Source organism: Pseudomonas sp. I2 (assembly GCF_040984075.1).
GTDB classification, from domain to species: Bacteria; Pseudomonadota; Gammaproteobacteria; order Pseudomonadales; family Pseudomonadaceae; genus Aquipseudomonas; species Aquipseudomonas guariconensis_B.
On record NZ_JBCGFQ010000006.1, the window covers coordinates 24,446 to 44,064 of the forward strand.

The 19,619-nt window shown below is 64.5% G+C and carries 11 protein-coding genes and 1 pseudogene; 8 read left to right on the forward strand and 4 right to left on the reverse strand.

The window, feature by feature from the left end; all coding sequences use genetic code 11:
* Positions 1-58: 58 nt before the first annotated feature.
* Positions 59-1,537 (reverse strand): sodium/proline symporter PutP, encoded by a 1,479-nt coding sequence (gene putP, locus WCE05_RS04765; protein ID WP_225788901.1) that lies wholly within the window; start codon positions 1,535-1,537, stop codon positions 59-61.
* Between the two features lie 360 nt (positions 1,538-1,897).
* On the opposite strand from putP, the gene putA reads away from it, so the two are divergent.
* Positions 1,898-5,851 carry a trifunctional transcriptional regulator/proline dehydrogenase/L-glutamate gamma-semialdehyde dehydrogenase gene (putA, locus tag WCE05_RS04770; RefSeq protein ID WP_253167880.1) on the forward strand — a complete coding sequence of 1,318 codons (3,954 nt, stop codon included), beginning with the start codon at positions 1,898-1,900 and terminating at the stop codon, positions 5,849-5,851.
* Positions 5,852-6,096: 245 nt separating this feature from the next.
* On the opposite strand, the pseudogene WCE05_RS04775 reads toward putA, so the two are convergent.
* The 3 genes and pseudogenes from WCE05_RS04775 to WCE05_RS04785 all read right to left on the reverse strand — a co-directional run.
* Positions 6,097-6,261, reverse strand: a pseudogene (locus tag WCE05_RS04775) (IS5/IS1182 family transposase); the annotation flags it as partial.
* A gap of 33 nt (positions 6,262-6,294) precedes the next feature.
* Positions 6,295-6,915: a hypothetical protein gene (locus tag WCE05_RS04780; protein WP_225788899.1), complete on the reverse strand. Its 621-nt coding sequence runs from the start codon at positions 6,913-6,915 to the stop codon at positions 6,295-6,297.
* A 537-nt stretch (positions 6,916-7,452) separates the two neighbouring features.
* A complete protein-coding gene (locus tag WCE05_RS04785; RefSeq protein ID WP_368815519.1) occupies positions 7,453-8,139 on the reverse strand; it encodes a hypothetical protein in 687 nt (228 codons plus the stop codon).
* A gap of 237 nt (positions 8,140-8,376) precedes the next feature.
* Between WCE05_RS04785 and WCE05_RS04790 the strand changes: the two genes are divergently transcribed.
* The 7 genes from WCE05_RS04790 (at position 8,377) to yccS (ending at position 19,611) form a co-directional block, all read left to right on the forward strand.
* Positions 8,377-10,179: an acyl-CoA dehydrogenase gene (locus WCE05_RS04790; protein ID WP_368815520.1), complete on the forward strand. Its 1,803-nt coding sequence runs from the start codon at positions 8,377-8,379 to the stop codon at positions 10,177-10,179.
* A 34-nt stretch (positions 10,180-10,213) separates the two neighbouring features.
* Entirely contained in the window at positions 10,214-11,656 is a 1,443-nt protein-coding gene (locus tag WCE05_RS04795; protein WP_225788897.1) for a TldD/PmbA family protein, read from the forward strand.
* Positions 11,656-12,987 (forward strand): TldD/PmbA family protein, encoded by a 1,332-nt coding sequence (locus WCE05_RS04800; RefSeq protein ID WP_225788896.1) that lies wholly within the window; start codon positions 11,656-11,658, stop codon positions 12,985-12,987. The genes WCE05_RS04795 and WCE05_RS04800 overlap by 1 nt, the downstream gene beginning before the upstream one ends.
* A 120-nt stretch (positions 12,988-13,107) precedes the next feature.
* Positions 13,108-14,535, forward strand: coding sequence for a multidrug transporter subunit MdtD (gene mdtD / locus WCE05_RS04805; RefSeq protein WP_225788895.1), 1,428 nt, complete (start codon positions 13,108-13,110; stop codon positions 14,533-14,535).
* Between the two features lie 112 nt (positions 14,536-14,647).
* Positions 14,648-15,985: an ATP-dependent RNA helicase DbpA gene (gene dbpA / locus WCE05_RS04810; RefSeq protein WP_253080931.1), complete on the forward strand. Its 1,338-nt coding sequence runs from the start codon at positions 14,648-14,650 to the stop codon at positions 15,983-15,985.
* Between the two features lie 49 nt (positions 15,986-16,034).
* Complete coding sequence (locus WCE05_RS04815; protein ID WP_225788893.1) at positions 16,035-17,216, forward strand: NAD(P)/FAD-dependent oxidoreductase; 1,182 nt, start codon at positions 16,035-16,037, stop codon at positions 17,214-17,216.
* Positions 17,217-17,427: 211 nt separating this feature from the next.
* Positions 17,428-19,611 (forward strand): YccS family putative transporter, encoded by a 2,184-nt coding sequence (gene yccS / locus WCE05_RS04820; RefSeq protein ID WP_368815521.1) that lies wholly within the window; start codon positions 17,428-17,430, stop codon positions 19,609-19,611.
* Positions 19,612-19,619 lie beyond the last annotated feature (8 nt).

Genomic DNA, 19,619 nt, shown 5'->3' on the forward strand with positions numbered 1-19,619 from the left:
GACAGCGGCCCGCGTCTCGGCGAGGCGCGGGCCGCTTCAGGCAGGCGTCAGCGAAACATCACTTGCCGATATGGTAGGCCTCGTCGGCCTTCTCGAAGCTCGAGACCATGCTGGCCGAAGGACGCCCCAGCTTGCTCACCACGACGATGGCGAGGGTCGCCAGCAGGAAGCCCGGGATGATTTCGTACAGACCCAGGCCGACATAGTTCTTCCACACGATCACGGTCACGGCACCGACCAGGATACCGGCCAGGGCGCCGTTGCGGGTCATGCCCTTCCACAGCACAGAGATCAGCACCACCGGACCGAAGGCGGCGCCGAAGCCGGCCCAGGCGTAGGCCACCAGGCCCAGCACGCGGTTCTCGGGGTTGGCGGCCAGGGCGATGGCGATCAGGGCCACGGCCAGGACCATCAGGCGGCCGACCCAGACCAGCTCGACCTGGGAAGCGTTCTTGCGCAGGAAGGCCTTGTAGAAGTCTTCGGTCAGGGCACTGGAGCACACCAGCAGCTGGCAGCTCAGGGTACTCATCACCGCCGCCAGGATGGCCGACAGCAGTACACCGGCGATCCATGGGTTGAACAGGATCTTCGCCAGCTCGATGAACACACGCTCGTGGTTCTCGGTGACCGGGCCGGCCAGGCCAGGGTTGGCCGAGAAGTAGGCGATACCGAAGAAGCCCACGGCGCAGGTGCCGGCCAGGCACAGAATCATCCAGGTCATGGAGATGCGGCGGGCGTTGGCGATCGACTTGACCGACTCGGCGGCCATGAAGCGCGCCAGGATGTGCGGCTGGCCGAAGTAGCCCAGGCCCCAGCCCAGCAGCGAGATGATGCCGATGAAGGTGGCGCCGCGGAACATGTCGAAGTTGGCCGGGTTCTGCGCCTCGATGGCGAGGAACGTGGTGTCGAAGCCGCCAGTGGAGATCAGCACGATGATCGGGGTGAGGATCAGCGCGAAGATCATCAGCGAGGCCTGCACGGTGTCGGTCCAGCTCACCGCCAGGAAGCCACCGACGAAGGTGTAGGCGATGGTCGCCGCGGCACCGGCCCACAGGGCGGTCTCGTACGACATGCCGAAGGTGCTTTCGAACAGGCGGGCGCCGGCGACGATGCCGGAAGCGCAGTAGATGGTGAAGAACACCAGGATGACGACGGCCGAGATCACCCGCAGCAGGCCGCTCTTGTCTTCGAAACGGCTGGTGAAGTAGTCCGGCAGGGTCAGGGCGTCGCCGTTGTACTCGGTCTGCACGCGCAGGCGGCCGGCCACGAACAGCCAGTTCAGGTAGGCGCCGATGGTCAGGCCGATGGCGATCCAGGCCTCCGAGAGGCCCGACAGGTAGATGGCGCCCGGCAGGCCCATCAGCAGCCAGCCGCTCATGTCGGAAGCGCCGGCGGAGAGCGCGGTGACCACGCTGCCGAGGCTACGGCCGCCGAGGATGTAGTCGGAGAGGTTCTTGGTGGAGCGATAGGCCACGAAGCCGATCAGCACCATTGCCGCGATGTAGACCACGAAGGTGATCGTGAGTGGATTGCCCATGGTTGTGCCCTGGCGTTTGTTTTTATCTCTTGCGAACCGCCTCGGTAAAGGTGGTTGCACCCAGGCGGCGCATCCTATGCAACAACACGAACAGGGTGCAACCATTTTTCAATGTCAAGTTGCACCTGGACGCACCTTTTCAGAAAAAGTGCCTTTTTTGCTCCTTTTCGGAGCATGCGGCACGTTTTTCATAAGAAAACGCACCGACAACGACCTTTTTCGCCATGTGGGAAATACCACCGGACGAGTTGCACCTTTTCCTCCAAAAAAACGGGTTGCACCCGGTTGCACCCGAATTATCCTACAGCTAATCTTGCCGACAGCTTAGGCCACACCCGTGGCAATATCGAGGAATAAGAAATGGCGACGACCACCCTTGGGGTCAAACTCGACGACCCGACCCGTGAGCGACTCAAAGCCGCTGCGCAGTCCATCGACCGCACACCGCACTGGCTGATCAAGCAAGCGATCTTCAGCTACCTGGAGAAGCTCGAGGGTGGCGCCACCCTGACCGAACTCAACGGCCAGGCCGGTCACCCGGCCGACGATGCCGGGGAAATCCAGCCCGACCACAGCCACCAGTGCTTCCTCGAGTTCGCCGAGAGCATCCTGCCGCAGTCGGTGCTGCGCTCGGCCATCACCGCCGCCTACCGCCGCCCGGAACAGGAAATGGTGCCGATGCTGCTGGAGCAGGCCCGCCTGTCGGCCGCCCAGGCCGAGGCCACCAACAAGCTGGCCTCCGGCATCGCCGAGAAGCTGCGCAACCAGAAGAGCGCCAGCGGCCGTGCCGGCATCGTCCAGGGCCTGCTGCAGGAGTTCTCCCTGTCGTCCCAGGAGGGCGTGGCCCTGATGTGCCTGGCCGAAGCCCTGCTGCGCATTCCCGACAAGGGCACCCGCGATGCCCTGATCCGCGACAAGATCAGCACCGGCAACTGGCAACCGCACCTGGGCAACAGCCCGTCGCTGTTCGTCAACGCCGCCACCTGGGGCCTGCTGCTGACCGGCAAGCTGGTTTCCACCCACAACGAATCCGGCCTGACCTCCTCGCTCACCCGCATCATCGGCAAGAGCGGCGAACCGATGATCCGCAAGGGCGTCGACATGGCCATGCGTCTGATGGGCGAGCAGTTCGTCACCGGCGAGACCATCGCCGAGGCCCTGGCCAATGCCAGCCGCTTCGAGTCCAAGGGTTTCCGCTATTCCTACGACATGCTCGGCGAAGCCGCACTGACCGAGCACGACGCACAGAAGTACCTGGCTTCCTACGAGCAGGCGATCCACTCGATCGGCAAGGCGTCCCACGGCCGTGGCATCTATGAAGGCCCGGGCATCTCCATCAAGCTGTCGGCCCTGCACCCGCGCTACAGCCGCGCCCAGTACGAGCGTGTGATGGAAGAGCTGTACCCACGCCTGCTGTCGCTGACCCTGCTGGCCAAGCAGTACGACATCGGCCTGAACATCGATGCCGAGGAAGCCGACCGCCTGGAGCTGTCCCTGGACCTGCTCGAGCGCCTGTGCTTCGAGCCTGCGCTGGCCGGCTGGAACGGTATCGGCTTCGTCATCCAGGCCTACCAGAAGCGCTGCCCGTACGTGATCGACTACGTCATCGACCTGGCCAAGCGCAGCCGCCACCGCCTGATGATCCGCCTGGTCAAGGGCGCCTACTGGGACAGCGAGATCAAGCGCGCCCAGGTCGAAGGCCTGGAAGGCTACCCGGTGTACACCCGCAAGGTGTACACCGACGTGTCCTACATCGCCTGCGCACGCAAGCTGCTGTCGGTACCGGATGCCATCTACCCGCAGTTCGCCACGCACAACGCCCACACCCTGTCGGCCATCTACCACATTGCCGGTCAGAACTATTACCCGGGCCAATACGAGTTCCAGTGCCTGCACGGCATGGGCGAGCCCCTGTACGAGCAGGTGGTGGGCAAGGTTTCCGAAGGCAAGCTGAACCGCCCGTGCCGCGTCTACGCGCCGGTCGGCACCCATGAGACCCTGCTGGCCTACCTGGTGCGCCGCCTGCTGGAAAACGGCGCCAACACCTCGTTCGTCAACCGCATCGCCGACCACTCGATCTCCATCCAGGAACTGGTCGCCGACCCGGTCGTCAGCATCGAGCGCATGGCCACCCAGGAAGGCGCCATCGGCCTGCCGCACCCGCGCATCCCCCTGCCGCGTGACCTCTACGGCAGCGAGCGGGCCAACTCGGCCGGCATCGACATGGCCAACGAACACCGCCTGGCGTCGCTGTCCTGCGCCATGCTGGCCACCGCGCACAACGACTGGAAAGCCACCCCGCTGCTGGCCTGCGCCGCCAGCGAGCAGGCTGCCGCGCCGGTGCTCAACCCGGCCGACCACCGCGACGTGGTGGGCCATGTGCAGGAAGCCACCGTCGCCGACGTCGACAACGCCATCCAGTGCGCCCTCAATGCCGCGCCGATCTGGCAGGCCACCCCGCCGGCCGAGCGTGCTGCGATCCTCGAGCGCACCGCCGACCTGATGGAAGCCGAGATCCAGCCGCTGATGGGCCTGCTCATCCGCGAGGCCGGCAAGACCTTCGCCAACGCCATCGCCGAAGTACGCGAGGCGGTGGACTTCTTGCGCTACTACGCGGTGCAGGCACGCAACGACTTCAGCAATGACGCCCACCGCCCGCTGGGCCCGGTGGTGTGCATCAGCCCGTGGAACTTCCCCCTGGCGATCTTCACCGGCCAGGTAGCCGCTGCCCTGGCCGCCGGCAACCCGGTCCTGGCCAAGCCTGCCGAGCAGACCCCGCTGGTCGCCGCCCAGGCCGTGCGCCTGCTGCTGGAAGCCGGCATTCCGCAAGGCGTGCTGCAGCTGCTGCCAGGCCGTGGCGAGACCGTCGGCGCCGGCCTGGTCGGCGACGAGCGGGTCAAGGGCGTGATGTTCACCGGCTCCACCGAGGTGGCGCGCCTGCTGCAACGCAACATCGCAGGCCGCCTGGATGCCCAGGGCCGCCCGATCCCACTGATCGCCGAGACCGGCGGCCAGAACGCCATGATCGTCGACTCCTCGGCCCTGACCGAGCAGGTGGTGATCGACGTGGTGTCCTCGGCCTTCGACAGCGCCGGCCAGCGCTGTTCGGCGCTGCGCGTGCTGTGCCTGCAGGAAGACTCCGCCGACCGCGTGATCGAGATGCTCAAGGGCGCCATGGCGCAGAACCGCCTGGGCAATCCGGAGCGCCTGCCGGTGGACATCGGCCCGGTGATCGACGCCGAGGCCAAGGCCGGCATCGAGAAACACATCCAGGGCATGCGCGAGAAAGGCCGCTCGGTCTACCAGGTGGCCATCGCCGATGCCGAGGAATGCAAGCGCGGCACCTTCGTCATGCCGACCCTGATCGAACTGGAAAGCTTCGACGAGCTCAAGCGCGAGATCTTCGGCCCGGTGCTGCATGTGGTGCGCTACAACCGTCGTAACCTCGACCAGTTGATCGAGCAGATCAACGCCTCCGGCTACGGCCTGACCCTGGGCGTGCACACCCGCATCGACGAGACCATCGCCAAGGTGGTGGACAACGTCAACGCCGGCAACATGTACGTCAACCGCAACATCGTCGGTGCGGTGGTCGGCGTGCAGCCGTTCGGTGGCGAAGGCCTGTCTGGCACCGGCCCGAAAGCCGGCGGCCCGCTGTACCTGTACCGCCTGCTGTCGACCCGCCCGGCCGACGCCATCGCCCGTCACTTCCAGCGTACCGACGGTGACAGCAAGATCGACGGCGCCCTGCGCGACCAGTTGATCAAGCCGCTGCACACCTTCAAAACCTGGGCCGACAGCAGCCAGCTGACGGGCCTGGCCGAGCTGTGCGAGCAGTTCGCCGAGCAGTCCCAGAGTGGCATCACCCGCGTGCTGCCCGGCCCGACCGGCGAGCGCAACACCTACACCGTGCTGCCGCGCGAGCACGTGCTGTGCCTGGCCGACAACGAAGCCGATCTGCTGGCCCAACTGGCAGCCGTACTGGCCGTCGGTAGCTCGGCGGTGTGGGTCGATGGCGAGCCAGGCAAGGCCCTGCGCGCCCGCCTGCCGAAGGAGCTGCAAGCGAAGGTCAAGCTGGTGGCGGATTGGAACAAGGATGAAGTCGCGTTCGACGCGGTCATCCACCACGGCGACTCCGACCAACTGCGCCGCGTCTGCGAGCAGGTGGCCAAGCGTGCCGGGGCGATCGTGGGTGTGCATGGGCTGTCCAGCGGCGATCACCAGATTGCGCTGGAGCGTTTGGTGATCGAGCGGGCGGTGAGTGTGAACACCGCTGCGGCGGGGGGTAACGCCAGCTTGATGACCATTGGCTGACGGTCGTTGAATGGAAGAAGGAGAGCTTAGGCTCAATGTCAGTCAGTTAAGCGGCGCTTTGTCATTTTTGGGGCTACCTTGCAGCCCATCGCCGGCAAGCCGGCTCCCACAGGGACCGCGGCGACACACATGATGCGGTTTGCACGAACAGTGTGGGAGCCGGCTTGCCGGCGATGGGGCGCGAAGCGGCCCCAAATGACAACTGAAAGTCTTAACTGACCGGCATTGAGCTTAGGCTCTCCTTTTTTGGCCAAGCCACGAAAGCGGGTCTTCACATAACCGAACTGGCGCTTGATCTCCCGGAACGGGTGCTTGACCTTCGCACATACCTGGGCTTCTGACTTTTCAATATTGCGCCTGGCCTTGTAAAGCGCACTGCGTTTTATCAAATGCTTGTAGGTACTGCGTCTACACTGGCATCAAGAGCGCCATGTAGCCATGCTTCAAGCCATGAGTGGAGTCATGAAGAGAGCGTACAGTTTGACCAGCTCCATTACGCAACCGGGAATCATCCAGAGCCAATTGGCCAGTGTGAAACGGCTATTCGACTCACCTGACGCATCACCCGCGCTGAAATTTATACCTTTCTGCATGGCCACCATAATAGAGATCCAAGCAATTTGAAGGATAAGCTCTACGGCCAAGACGGTAGCCAGGTGACCATCCAGAAAAAAACCGGCAACAGCCGTCATGATTGACAACGCATAGTAGGTCAACGTTAGCCGCAGGATTGACCAGGGATAACTCCCTCCCGACTCACGTATAAAATCGTTCGCTCGACTCAACAAGGGGTAAATAAAGAAAATACCGAAAGCCGAGCGCAAGATTGGGATCACCCGCTCCCCTGTACGCACCTTGTGCAATCTCCAGCTTTGGTAGAAGCAGTACCACCAATAGAGGCCAAATGTGAAGAATGTCATCACACCCAGCTTCACGGGCGACACCACGAAGAATGGCGCGCCATCAGTCTTGACGTTATCTACATCGAGACCGGCACTAGCCAGATCACCCATTAGAAAGATCCCCTTGAAAAACTCAAAGCACTCATTCAAGACGATCATCATTTCAGGCGCAGCAATCCATTTTCGATCGTCCCCGTAGGAAATATCTCTACAATTTGTGTGCACAGAGCATTGGATAATGCGTTCCCGAGCATTCTCACTTCAGTTGCTAGGCATTACGGCTTCGCCAAAGCCACCAAAGACTCCAGCCTTTAACCCCCTCGGAAGCAACCAGGAGACTCAGCCAGAGCCAGGTACTGATACCTGGCAATAACAGAATCACGGAAACAGAGGGAACTACGAACAAGATACGAAATGGCATTTGCGCAGCGGCCAAGTAAACCCCAGACGTTCGACCTTGATAAAGCAATATGCCACTAGCAACAACGGAGAGCTGCACAAACACTCCCATCCATATTAAAACCTCAAGCCCGCCTCCCCAATCCCCCATAGTTGTTAGTGCCGCATCAAAGTCACTCAAAAATGGTATTACACCTCGCCTGAGACTAGCAACCACCACGAAACATACATAAAAAGCGTCCATACAACTCCAAAACAATTGCACCAACCGCCTTAGCTTGATCATCGGCACGTTTCATCTCACTCGCCTTTAAATTCATAAACTTCATTTGCAATGACCGGACGCCAGTGCCACGAAGCCCCTGAAATATCCCAGTGGTCATCAGCCTCCACATAAACTTGTATAGTTTTCCGCAGCACTCCGTATCTATGAATTGCAGATGACGGAGCAAAATCGCGCTCCTGGCTGTCCAAAGCCACCCACTTCTGAGTTACAGTTCTCGTTGTGTTAGCGTAGTCCTTCCCCGAGGATAAGAACACTCGCCCCTCATCTCCTCGCGACGCCAGAAAATTTGCAATAAAGGCCGCACTCGATGCCCCCTTGTTTATTCTAATGCCCACTATTTTCCACTTGCCGGGACCACTATCAACAAAACCAGCAGATACAAGACGCTCACGCTCAGACTTTGACCTACACATCCTTGCAAACCAATACCTATCAGGATCAATGGAGAGAAATGGCTCTTTCTTCAACAGCATCCATTCACCCGTCCCAACTGGCCGAAGCGCCATTTCAACTTCATCCCCGGTCAGACTTCGAGAAGTATAAAGACCGCAGGACCTCAAAAGCCCTGTCACCCCTTCTATTTCCCGCACATATCCCCTGCTTCGTAAATTCCTGCGAACATTTATAACCGCCAGAAAAGGATCTTCGACGCTACACAAATCCTCCTTCCAAACTTCACCCCAATGAGAAAGCCTTTCCATCACCCAACCTCCTGATCAAAAGCCCAACATCTACCCTAATCAGCTCAGTGGTGTCTCAACAGCGCATCCTAAAATCTTGTGGGAAATTTCCTTTTTCTAACAACTCAACTTGCAACCTATGCAAACACGCGACAGCGCATCCTTACCTTCTAATCCCATATCACTCAAACCTATTAACCTGTCCTCCATCCCATCCTCCACCTAGACTCGCAGTATCCCGCCTCAGGACCTCCCCATATGCCCGAGACCCTGCTCAGTTCCCGCAACCTCGCTTTCGAACTCTACGAAGTCCTCGACGCCGAAGCCCTGACCCAACGCACGCGCTTCGCCGAGCACAGCCGCGAGACCTTCGACGCGGCGCTCGCCACCGCCCGCACCATCGCCGAGAAGTACTTCGCCCCGCACAATCGCAAGGCCGATGAGAACGAGCCGCGCTACGTGGATGGCCGGGCCGAGCTGATCCCCGAGGTGAAGCCTGCCGTCGATGCCTTCCTCGCAGCGGGTTTTCTCAACGCCAATCGCGACTTCGAGGTCGGCGGCATGCAGTTGCCCAGCCTGGTTTCGCAAGCCTGCTTCGCCCACTTCCAGGCGGCCAACGCCGGTACCACGGCCTACCCGTTCCTGACCATGGGCGCGGCCAACCTGATCGAGAGCTTCGGCAGCGACGAGCAGAAACGCCTGTTCCTACAGCCCATGATCGAGGGCCGCTACTTCGGCACCATGGCCCTGACCGAGCCGCACGCAGGCTCGTCGCTGGCCGATATCCGTACCCGTGCCGAAGCCGCCGGCGACGGCACCTACCGGATCAAGGGCAACAAGATCTTCATCTCCGGTGGCGACCACGAATTGTCGGAAAACATCGTGCACATGGTCCTGGCCAAGCTGCCGGATGCACCTCCCGGCGTGAAGGGCATTTCGTTGTTCATCGTGCCCAAGTACCTGGTCAACCCGGACGGCAGCCGTGGCCAGCGCAACGATGTGTCGCTGGCCGGGTTGTTCCACAAGATGGGCTGGCGCGGCACCACCTCCACGGCGTTGAACTTCGGCGACGACGGCCAGTGCGTCGGCTACCTGGTCGGCCAGCCGCACCAGGGCCTGGCGTGCATGTTCCAGATGATGAACGAGGCGCGCATCGGCGTCGGCATGGGCGCGGTGATGCTGGGCTACGCTGGCTACCTCTATTCCCTGGAGTACGCCCGCCAGCGACCACAGGGCCGGCTGCCGGACAACAAGGACCCGCGCAGCCCTGCCGTGCCGATCATTGGCCACAGTGACGTGAAACGCATGCTGCTGGCACAGAAGGCCTACGTGGAAGGCGCCTTCGACCTGGGCCTGTACGCCGCGCGCCTGTTCGACGACACCCAGACGGCCAGCGACGAAAGCGCCCGCCAGCAGGCACAGGCTCTGCTCGACCTGCTGACGCCGATCGTCAAGTCCTGGCCCTCGGCCTTCTGCCTCAAGGCCAACGAACTGGCCATCCAGGTCCTTGGTGGTCACGGCTATACCCGCGAATACCCCGTCGAGCAGTATTACCGCGACAACCGCCTGAACCCGATCCACGAAGGCACCGAGGGTATCCAGTCGCTCGACCTGCTGGGCCGCAAACTGGCACAGGACAACGGTGCCGGCCTCAAGCGACTGATCCGCCTGATCGCCAGCACCGCCGAGCGTGCCAGCCACCATCCAAGCCTGGACGCCATGCGCCAGCCGCTGGAGCACCTGGTCAACCGCCTGCAAGGCGTGACGCTGGCCCTGCTCGGCGACCTGGCCCAGGGCAAGGTCACCACCGCCCTGGCCAATTCCGCCCTGTACCTCAAGGCGTTCGGCCACTGCGTGATCGGCTGGCGCTGGCTGGAACAGGCGATCCACGCCGAACTCGGCCTGCTCCAGGGCAATGCCGCGGACCGCGACTTCTACCTCGGCAAGCTGCAGGCCGCACGTTATTTCCTGACCTGGGAGGTACCAGGCTGCCATAATGAGCTGGCATTGCTCGAGGCCCGCGACGACACCTGCCAGGGCATGCAAGAGGGGTGGTTCTGAGGGGGAGCCACCGCGCACACGGAGGTTTTTCCGCATGTTCGATTCCAGCGCCCTGCTGCGCCAGCGCTTCAGCGCACTGCGCAGCACGGCCGAGATGTTTTCCCTGCGCCACGTGAAGCAATCGCACCAGGCCCTGTCGGTACGGCGCAATGTCGCCGAGCCGCCGTTCTTCAGCCAGGACGAGGGCGCCATGCTCACCGTACGGGTCAAGGGTGTGGAAGCCTATGCCGCCACCGCCGACCTGTCCCAGGCGGGCCTGCAGCGCGCCTTGGAACACGCCGAGGCACTGGCCCGGCAGATCGCCGCGCATAGCCTGCTCGACCTGCGCGAGCAACCGGTGACCTGCGCGCGTCACGATCATCTCTCACCCAACCTCGACCAACCCGTTCCCACCCTTGCCGATTGCCTCGGCCTGCTCGCCGCCGAATCGGCCAGCGTGCCCAAGGACAGCCGCCTGGTGGACTGGCAGGCCAGCCTCGGCATGAGCCTGGTCGAGCAGACCTACCTCAACTCGGCCGGCGCCGAGTTGCGGCACGCCCAGCGTTTCCTGTTCCCGGGCCTGAGCGTCACCGCCAGCGACGGCCAGGACAGCCAGTGCCGCAGCCTGGGCCGCGACAACTTCGGCCAGCAGGGCGGCTTCGAGATCATCGAACGCTGCGGCCTGGTCGGCGCCGGCCGCCGTGTCGCCGACGAGGCGCTGCAACTGCTGCTGGCGCCCAACACCCCCAGTGGCCCGCGCGACCTGCTGCTGATGCCCGACCAGATGATGCTGCAGATCCACGAGTCCATCGGCCACCCGCTGGAGATGGACCGCATCCTCGGCGACGAGCGCAACTACGCCGGCACCAGCTTCGTCAAGGCCAGCGACTTCGGCCACCTGCAGTACGGCTCGCCGCTGCTCAACGTGACCTTCGACCCGACCATCGGCGAAGAGTTGGCCAGCTACAGCTACGACGATGACGGCAGCCAGGCCAGCAAGCAGTTCCTGATCCGCAACGGCCTGTTGCTACGCCCGCTGGGTGGCGCCCTCTCGCAGTTCCGCTCTGGCCTCGACGGCGTGGCCAACAGCCGCGCCTGCGGCTGGAACCGTGCGCCGATCGACCGCATGGCCAACCTCAACATCGAGCCCGGCGACCAGTCGCTGCAGCAGCTGGTCGCCGGTATCGAGCATGGCATCCTCATGCGCACCAACCGCTCCTGGTCCATCGACGATGCGCGCAACAAGTTCCAGTTCGGTTGCGAGTGGGGCCAGTTGATCGAGCACGGCGAACTCAAGGACATCGTCAAGAACCCCAACTACCGTGGCATTTCCGCGCAGTTCTGGCGCAACCTCGCGGCGGTCGGCGACCGCAGCACCTTCCAGGTCCTGGGCACGCCCAATTGCGGGAAGGGCGAACCCAACCAGGTGGTACGGGTCGGCCACGCCTCGCCGGCTTGCGTGTTCCGCCAGATCGACGTATTCGGAGGAGACGCCTGATGAGCGCCACGCCCCAACAACGCTTCGAAGCGCTGGTCAGCGCCGTGCGCGATGCGCTGCGCCCCGAAGAGCAATTCACCCTCGGCTACAGCGCCGAACAGTCGCAATTCGTGCGTTTCAACCATGCCAAGGTGCGCCAGGCCGGCGAGGTCAGCCAGGCCAGCGCGCAACTGCGGCTGATCCGCGATGGGCGCCAGGCAGAACAGCAGGTCACCTTGAGCGGCGATGCACAGCTGGATCGCCAGCGCCTGGACGATGCTCTCGAGCAACTGCGCCAGACCCTGCCGCTGCTGGCCATCGACCCTTACCTGAGCCTGGACGAGAACGCCTGGCACAGCCACAGCCTGCAGGACCGAGCGTTGCCCGCCCTGGACGAGGTGCTGACGCTGCTCGACCGTGAAGCCGGCGACCTGGACCTGGTCGGCATCTATGCCGCCGGCCCGATCTGCCGGGGCTTTGCCAGCTCCTTCGGGGCCTTCGGCTGGCACCAGGCCAACAGCTTCAATTTCGACTGGAGCCTGTTCCATGACAATGGCCAGGCGGTGAAGGCCAACTATGCCGGCCAAGCGTGGAACCCCGAGGCGTTCACCGCGCGCCTGCGCCAAGCGCGGGAACAACTGGGCTTGCTCGGTCGCCCGGCCATCACCCTCGCGCCAGGCGGCTACCGCGCCTACCTGGCGCCTGCCGCCATGGACGAAATCACCGGCATGCTGTGCTGGGGCGGCTTCTGCGCACAGGCCCTGGCCACCGGCAACAGCGCCTTGCAGCGCCTGTACAACGGCGATGCGAGCCTGAGCCCGCTGGTCAGCTTCGACGAGCAGGTCAGCGGCTCGTTGAGCCCGGCGTTTTCCGATGAAGGCTCGCCGCGCCTGGACGTGCCGCTGATCCACCAAGGCCGGGCGCTGCAGCGACTGGTCAGCGCGCGCAGTGCCGCCGAGTTCGCGCTGGCCGCCAATGGTGCCGACAGCTACGAGTCACCCTGCGCGCTCAGCCTGGCACCAGGCAACCTGGCCAATGACCAGATCCTCGAACGCCTGGGCACCGGCCTGTACATCAGCAACCTCTGGTACCTGAACTACTCGGACCTGCCAGCCGCGCGCATGACCGGCCTGACCCGCTTCGCCACCTTCTGGGTGGAGAACGGCGAGATCCAGGGCCCGGTCAGCACCATGCGTTTCGACGACAGCCTGTACAGCCTGCTGGGTAGCCAGCTGGAAGACCTGACCTGCGAACGCGAGCTCATCTTGTCGACCAGTACCTATGGGCAGCGCAGTACCGGATCGAGTCATTTGCCGGGGGCGCTGGTCAAAGCCCTGACCCTGACCTTGTGATTGATCGAACCGCCCCTATCGCCGGCAAGCCGGCTCCCACAGGTTTTGCAGCGCCACGAACCTTGCGGGGGCTTGCCGGCGATCGGGGCGGTGCAGGCAATGCTGAACATTGAGGTTCCCATGCCCGAACGCCCCCCGCTGGACCCCGTCACCGCCCGTTGGATCCCCTGGGTGGTGGCCATCGCCTTCTTCATGCAGTCGCTGGACGGCACCATCCTCAACACTGCGCTGCCCGCCATGGCCCGCGACCTGGCCGAGGACCCGCTACGCATGCAGGGGGTGATCATCGCCTACATGCTCACCGTGGCCCTGCTGATCCCCGCCTCGGGCTGGATCGCCGACCGTTTCGGCACCCGGCGTATCTTCTTCAGCGCCATCGTGCTGTTCAGCTTCGGCTCATTGCTCTGCGCCATGGCCAACAGCCTAGCCTTTCTCATCGCCGCCCGGGTCGTCCAGGGGCTGGGCGGTGCCCTGATGCTGCCGGTCGGGCGGTTGGTAGTGCTGCGCGCCTATCCGCGCTCGGAACTGGTGCGGATCATGAGCTTCATCACCATCCCGGGCCTGCTCGGCCCACTGCTCGGGCCGACCCTGGGCGGCTGGCTGGTGGAAATCCTCAGTTGGCACTGGATCTTCCTGCTCAACCTGCCGGTCGGGGCCCTGGGCTGCTATGCGGTGTGGAAGTTCATTCCCGACCTGCGCGGTGCCGAGCGCACCCGCTTCGACGGCCCCGGCTTCCTGCTGTTCGGCGCGGCGATGGTGCTGATCACCATCGCCATGGAAGGCCTGGGCGAACTGCACCTGCCGCACCTGCGGGTGATGCTTCTGCTGTTCGCTGGCATGGCCTGCCTGGCCGCCTACTGGCTGCGCGCCGGGCGCGACCCGGAGCCGCTGTTCTCGCCCAGCCTGTTCCGCGTGCGCACCTTCGCCATCGGCATCCTCGGCAACCTGTTCGCCCGCCTGGGCAGCGGCGCCCTGCCCTTCCTGGTGCCGTTGCTGCTGCAGGTGGCCCTGGGTTATTCGCCCGCCCAGGCCGGCATGAGCATGATCCCCCTGGCCGCCGCGGCGATGGTCGCCAAGTCCATCGCCCGGCCGCTGATCGAGCGCTTCGGCTATCGCATCATCCTCACCGGCAATACCCTGCTGCTCGGCGTGCTGCTGGCCAGCCTCGGGCTGGTGGACGAACAGACGCCCTACGCCCTGCTGCTGGTGCAACTGGCCCTGCTCGGCGCGGTGAACTCCATGCAGTTCACCGCCATGAACACCGTCACCCTGATCGACCTGGACGACGCCCACGCCAGCAGCGGCAACAGCCTGCTGTCGGTGGTCGCGCAGCTGTCGCTGAGCCTGGGCGTGGCCTGTGCCGGCGCCTTGCTCGGCGGTTTCAGCGCGGCTGGCAGCACCGAGGGCGTGGAAAGCACCCTGGGCGCCTTCCAACTGACCTTCCTGACCATCGGCCTGATGGCCATGCTGGCGGCGGCGATCTTCCTGCAGCTGTCGCCGACGGACGGGAGGCGTGCCCGTCGTCTGGAAGCGCAGAGGGAACCGTAGGGCGAATGGCCACGAGGCTGGTAGACTGTGCGGCATTTTTCGCTTCGCACCGCAGGCCCGCCTCGTGACCACCGACTCCACCGCCTTTGCCACCTTGCCGCTGTCCGCCGCCATGCTGGCCAACCTGGACGCCCTCGGCTACACCTCGATGACCCCGATCCAGGCCCAGGGCCTGCCGGTCATCCTCAAGGGCCAGGACCTGATCGCCCAGGCCAAGACCGGCAGCGGCAAGACCGCCGCCTTCGGCATCGGCCTGCTCAACCCGATCAACCCGCGCTACTTCGGTTGCCAGGCGCTGGTCCTGTGCCCGACCCGCGAGCTGGCCGACCAGGTGGCCAAGGAGCTACGCCGGCTGGCCCGCGCCGAGGACAACATCAAGGTCCTCACCCTCTGCGGCGGCGTGTCCCTGGGCCCGCAGATCGCCTCCCTGGAACACGGTGCGCACATCATCGTCGGCACGCCAGGGCGCGTGCAGCAGCACCTGGACAAAGGCACCCTGGTGCTCGACGGGCTCAACACCCTGGTCCTCGACGAGGCCGACCGCATGCTCGACATGGGCTTCTTCGACGCCATCGCCAGCATCATCGGCCGCACCCCGGCACGGCGCCAGACCCTGCTGTTCTCCGCCACCTACCCGGCTGGCATCGAGCAACTGGCCGCCGACTTCATGCGCCAGCCACAACAGGTCAAGGTCCAGAGCCTGCACGCCGACAACCAGATCGAGCAGCGCTTCATCGAGATCGACCCGCAGCAGCGCCTGGAGGCGGTGACCCGCGTGCTCGGCCACTACCGGCCACAGTCCTGCGTCGCCTTCTGCTTCACCAAGCAGCAGTGCGAAGACCTGGTCGCCCACCTCAAGGCCAAGGGCATCGCCGCCCAGGCCCTGCACGGTGACCTGGAGCAACGCGACCGCGACCAGGTCCTGACGATGTTCGCCAACCGCAGCAGCTCGGTGCTGGTGGCCACTGACGTGGCCGCCCGTGGCCTGGATATCGACGGCCTGGACATGGTGATCAACGTCGAGCTGGCCCGTGATGCAGAAATCCACGTGCACCGCGTCGGCCGTACCGGCCGTGCGGGCGAGAAGGGCATCGCGATCAGCCTGGTGGCCCCGGCCGAAGGCCATCGTGCCCAGGCCATCGAAACGCTGCAGAAGGCCCCGCTGCGCTGGGACCAGCTGGACAGCCTGAAGAACAAGGGCGGCGAGCCGCTGCTGCCCCCCATGAGCACCCTGTGCATCGCTGCGGGGCGCAAGGACAAGCTGCGCCCGGGCGACATTCTCGGCGCACTGACCGGTGACGCCGGCATCCCTGGCAAGCAGGTGGGCAAGATCGCCATCTTCGATTTCCAGGCCTTCGTGGCGGTGGAGCGCGACGTGGCCAGGCAAGCCATGCAGCGGCTCAACAGCGGCAAGATCAAGGGGCGCTCCCTGAAGGTCCGCATCGTCTGAGATTCTTCCTGGGCTGCCGTGGGGCCCTGGTTCTTGAAGAGGTAACACCGTGCACACCACCGACGTGATCATCATCGGCGCCGGCGCCGCCGGCCTGATGTGCGCCCAGCTCGCCGCCCGTCGCGGCCGGCGGGTGCTGCTGCTCGACCACGCCAACAAACCGGGCAAGAAGATCCTCATGTCCGGCGGCGGGCGCTGCAACTTCACCAACCTGTACACCGAGCCGGCCAACTTCCTCTCGCAGAACCCGCACTTCTGCAAGTCGGCCCTGGCTCGCTACACCCAGTGGGATTTTCTCGAGCTGGTGGCCAAGTACCGCGTGCCCTACCACGAGAAAAAGCTTGGCCAGCTGTTCTGCGACAACAAGGCCAGCGACATCCTCGACATGCTCCTGGCCGAGTGCGACGAGGCCGGCGCCGAGCTGCGCATGCACACGAGCATCGAGCGGATCGAGAAGACCGACGAGGGCTACCTCCTGGACACCAGCGCCGGCCCGTTCGCCTGCCAGTCCCTGGTGATCGCCACCGGCGGCCTGTCGATTCCCACCCTCGGCGCCACCGGCTTCGGCTACCAGGTCGCCCGCCAGTTCGGTCACCACACCCTGCCGACCCGCGCCGGCCTGGTGCCGTTCACCATCACCGAGCCCCAGCTCAAGGCACTGTGCACGGAACTGTCGGGCACCTCGCTGGACTGCACCGCCAGTTGCAATGGCGCCAGCTTCCGCGAAAACCTGCTGTTCACCCACCGTGGCCTGAGCGGCCCGGCCATCCTGCAGGTCTCGTCGTTCTGGGAAGCCGGCGATACGGTGCAGATCAACCTGCTGCCGGACCGCGACGCCCTGCAGTGGCTGCAACAGCAGCAAGCCGAGCGCGCCAATGCCGAGCTCAAGACCGTGCTGGGCGAGGTGTTCACCCGCAAGCTGGCCAACCTGCTGGCCGAGCAGTGGTTCGAGTCCAGGCCGATGAAGCAGTACACCCCGGCGGAACTGGCACAGATCGCCGAGAAGCTGGCGGCCTGGCAAGTGGTTCCGGCAGGGACCGAGGGCTACCGCACCGCCGAGGTCACCCTCGGTGGGGTGGATACCCGCGAGGTGTCCTCCAAGACCATGGAGTCGCTCAAGAGCCCGGGGCTGTACTTCATCGGCGAGGTGCTCGATGTCACCGGCCACCTGGGCGGTTTCAATTTCCAGTGGGCCTGGGCATCGGCCAACGCTGCGGCGCAGTTCGTGTAGAGTAGAATCCATTCAGCAGCACGGAACGCTTCTTGCTGGTCCGTGCGGCAGAGCCGGCATTGCATGGGGCTGCTTCGCAGCCCATCGCCGGCAAGCCGGCTCCCACAAGGTCCGCGGTGTTGCACAACCTGTGGGCGCCGGTTTGCCGGCGATGGGCGGCCCCAGCTGCACGGCCTCGAAAGCGACTTCATCGATCACCGCCAAGGCCATCATGTCATCGAGCTCGTTCCGCCATTCATTGCGTCGCCTGTGGGGCCAAGACAAGTTCAGCTACAGCATCCGGGTGACGGTCGCCCTCACCGGCAGCCTGGCCCTGTGCTGGTACCAGAACGAGATGGGCCTGCTGATCCCGCTGTTCCTCGGCATCATCGCCAGCGCCCTGGCCGAGACCGACGACAGCTGGCAAGGCCGCCTCAGCGCCCTGGCCGTCACCCTGGTGTGCTTCGCCATCGCCGCGCTGTCGGTCGAGCTGCTGTTCCCCTACCCCTGGATATTCGCCGGCGCCCTGGCCCTGGCGGCCTTCGCCCTGACCATGCTCGGCGCCCTGGGCGAGCGCTATGGCACCATCGCCTCGGCGACACTGATCCTCTCGGTGTACACCATGATCGGCGTGGACCAGCGCGGCGGCCAGGTCAGCGACTTCTGGCACGAGCCGATGCTGCTGGTGGCCGGCGCGGCCTGGTATGGCCTGCTTTCGGTGCTGTGGCAGGCGCTGTTCTCCAACCAACCGGTGCAGCAGAGCCTGGCCAAGCTGTTCCTCGAACTGGGCCGCTACCTCAAGCTCAAGGCCAACCTGTTCGAACCGATCCGCAACCTCGACGTGGAAGCTCGGCGCCTGGAGTTGGCCCAGCAGAACGGCAAGGTCGTCGCAGCCCTGAACGCGGCCAAGGAAATCATCCTGCACCGGGTCGGCAACAGCCAGCCGAACGCCAAGGTCAGCCGTTACCTGAAGCTGTACTTCCTGGCCCAGGATATCCATGAGCGGGTCAGCGCCTCGCACTACCCCTACAACGCCCTGGCCGAGGCGTTCTTCCACAGCGACGTGATGTTCCGCTGCCAGCGCCTGCTGCGCCAGCAGGGCTCGGCCTGCCAGCAGCTGGCCCAGTCGATCCGCCTGCGCCAGCCGTTCGTCTACGACACCGGTTTCACCGAAGCCCTGGAGGACCTCGACGCCTCCCTGGAGCACCTGCGCATCCAGAGCAACCCGGCCTGGCGTGGCCTGCTGCGCTCGCTGCGGGCACTGGCGGCGAACCTGGCCACCCTAGACCGCCTGCTCGGCGCCGCCAGCAACCCGGACAGCCTGGCCGACGCCAGCGACAGCAGTCTGCTCGACCGTTCGCCACGCAGCCTCAAGGATGTCTGGAGCCGCCTGCGTACCCAGCTGACCCCGACCTCGCTGCTGTTCCGCCATGCCCTGCGTCTGCCTCTGGCGCTGTCGGTCGGCTACGGCATGGTGCACCTGATCCACCCGACCCAGGGCTACTGGATCATCCTCACCACCCTGTTCGTCTGCCAGCCCAGTTATGGCGCGACACGGCGCAAGTTGGTGCAGCGGATCTTCGGCACGGCGATCGGCCTGACCGTCGGCTGGGCGCTGTTCGACCTGTTCCCCAACCCGGTCATCCAGTCGATGTTCGCCGTGGTCGCCGGGGTGGTGTTCTTCGTCAACCGCACCACCCGCTACACCCTGGCCACCGCGGCGATCACCCTGATGGTGCTGTTCTGCTTCAACCAGATCGGCGACGGCTACGGCCTGTTCCTGCCGCGCCTGTTCGATACCCTGGTCGGCAGCCTGATCGCCATCCTCGCGGTGTTCCTGTTCTTGCCCGACTGGCAGGGCCGGCGCTTGAACAAGGTGCTGGCCAATACCCTGGCCTGCGCCAGCGTCTACCTGCGCCAGATCATGCAGCAGTACGCCCATGGCAAGCGTGACGACCTGGCCTACCGCCTGGCCCGGCGCAATGCCCACAACGCCGATGCAGCACTGTCCACCACCCTGGCCAACATGCTCATGGAGCCGGGGCACTTTCGCAAGGAAGCGGACGTTGGCTTTCGCTTCCTGGTGCTGTCGCACACCCTGCTCAGCTACCTCTCCGGGCTTGGCGCGCACCGCGACACGGCACTGCCGGCGGACGTCCAGGAGCAGTTGATCGACGGTGCCGGCCAGGGCCTGGCCAACAGCCTCGACGAGATCGCCAATGGCCTCGCCGCACGTTTGCCGGTCGCCATCCACAGCGATGCCGAGGAAGCCCTGGCCGCGACCCTGGAGCAGATGCCCGAAGACCTGGATGAACACCAACGCCTGGTGCAGACCCAATTGGCCCTGATCTGCCGCCAGCTCGGCCCGCTGCGGACCCTGGCGGCATACCTGATCAAGGAAAGCGCGCCGGCCTGAAGCCGTCA

What these genes read in the sequence shown, in the direction of transcription:
- putP (WP_225788901.1), bottom strand. Translation starts at nt 1,537, where the DNA reads ATGGGCAATCCACTCACGATCACCTTCGTGGTCTACATCGCGGCAATG.
- putA (WP_253167880.1), top strand. Translation starts at nt 1,898, where the DNA reads ATGGCGACGACCACCCTTGGGGTCAAACTCGACGACCCGACCCGTGAG.
- WCE05_RS04780 (WP_225788899.1), bottom strand. Translation starts at nt 6,915, where the DNA reads ATGATGATCGTCTTGAATGAGTGCTTTGAGTTTTTCAAGGGGATCTTT.
- WCE05_RS04785 (WP_368815519.1), bottom strand. Translation starts at nt 8,139, where the DNA reads ATGGAAAGGCTTTCTCATTGGGGTGAAGTTTGGAAGGAGGATTTGTGT.
- WCE05_RS04790 (WP_368815520.1), top strand. Translation starts at nt 8,377, where the DNA reads ATGCCCGAGACCCTGCTCAGTTCCCGCAACCTCGCTTTCGAACTCTAC.
- WCE05_RS04795 (WP_225788897.1), top strand. Translation starts at nt 10,214, where the DNA reads ATGTTCGATTCCAGCGCCCTGCTGCGCCAGCGCTTCAGCGCACTGCGC.
- WCE05_RS04800 (WP_225788896.1), top strand. Translation starts at nt 11,656, where the DNA reads ATGAGCGCCACGCCCCAACAACGCTTCGAAGCGCTGGTCAGCGCCGTG.
- mdtD (WP_225788895.1), top strand. Translation starts at nt 13,108, where the DNA reads ATGCCCGAACGCCCCCCGCTGGACCCCGTCACCGCCCGTTGGATCCCC.
- dbpA (WP_253080931.1), top strand. Translation starts at nt 14,648, where the DNA reads ATGCTGGCCAACCTGGACGCCCTCGGCTACACCTCGATGACCCCGATC.
- yccS (WP_368815521.1), top strand. Translation starts at nt 17,428, where the DNA reads ATGTCATCGAGCTCGTTCCGCCATTCATTGCGTCGCCTGTGGGGCCAA.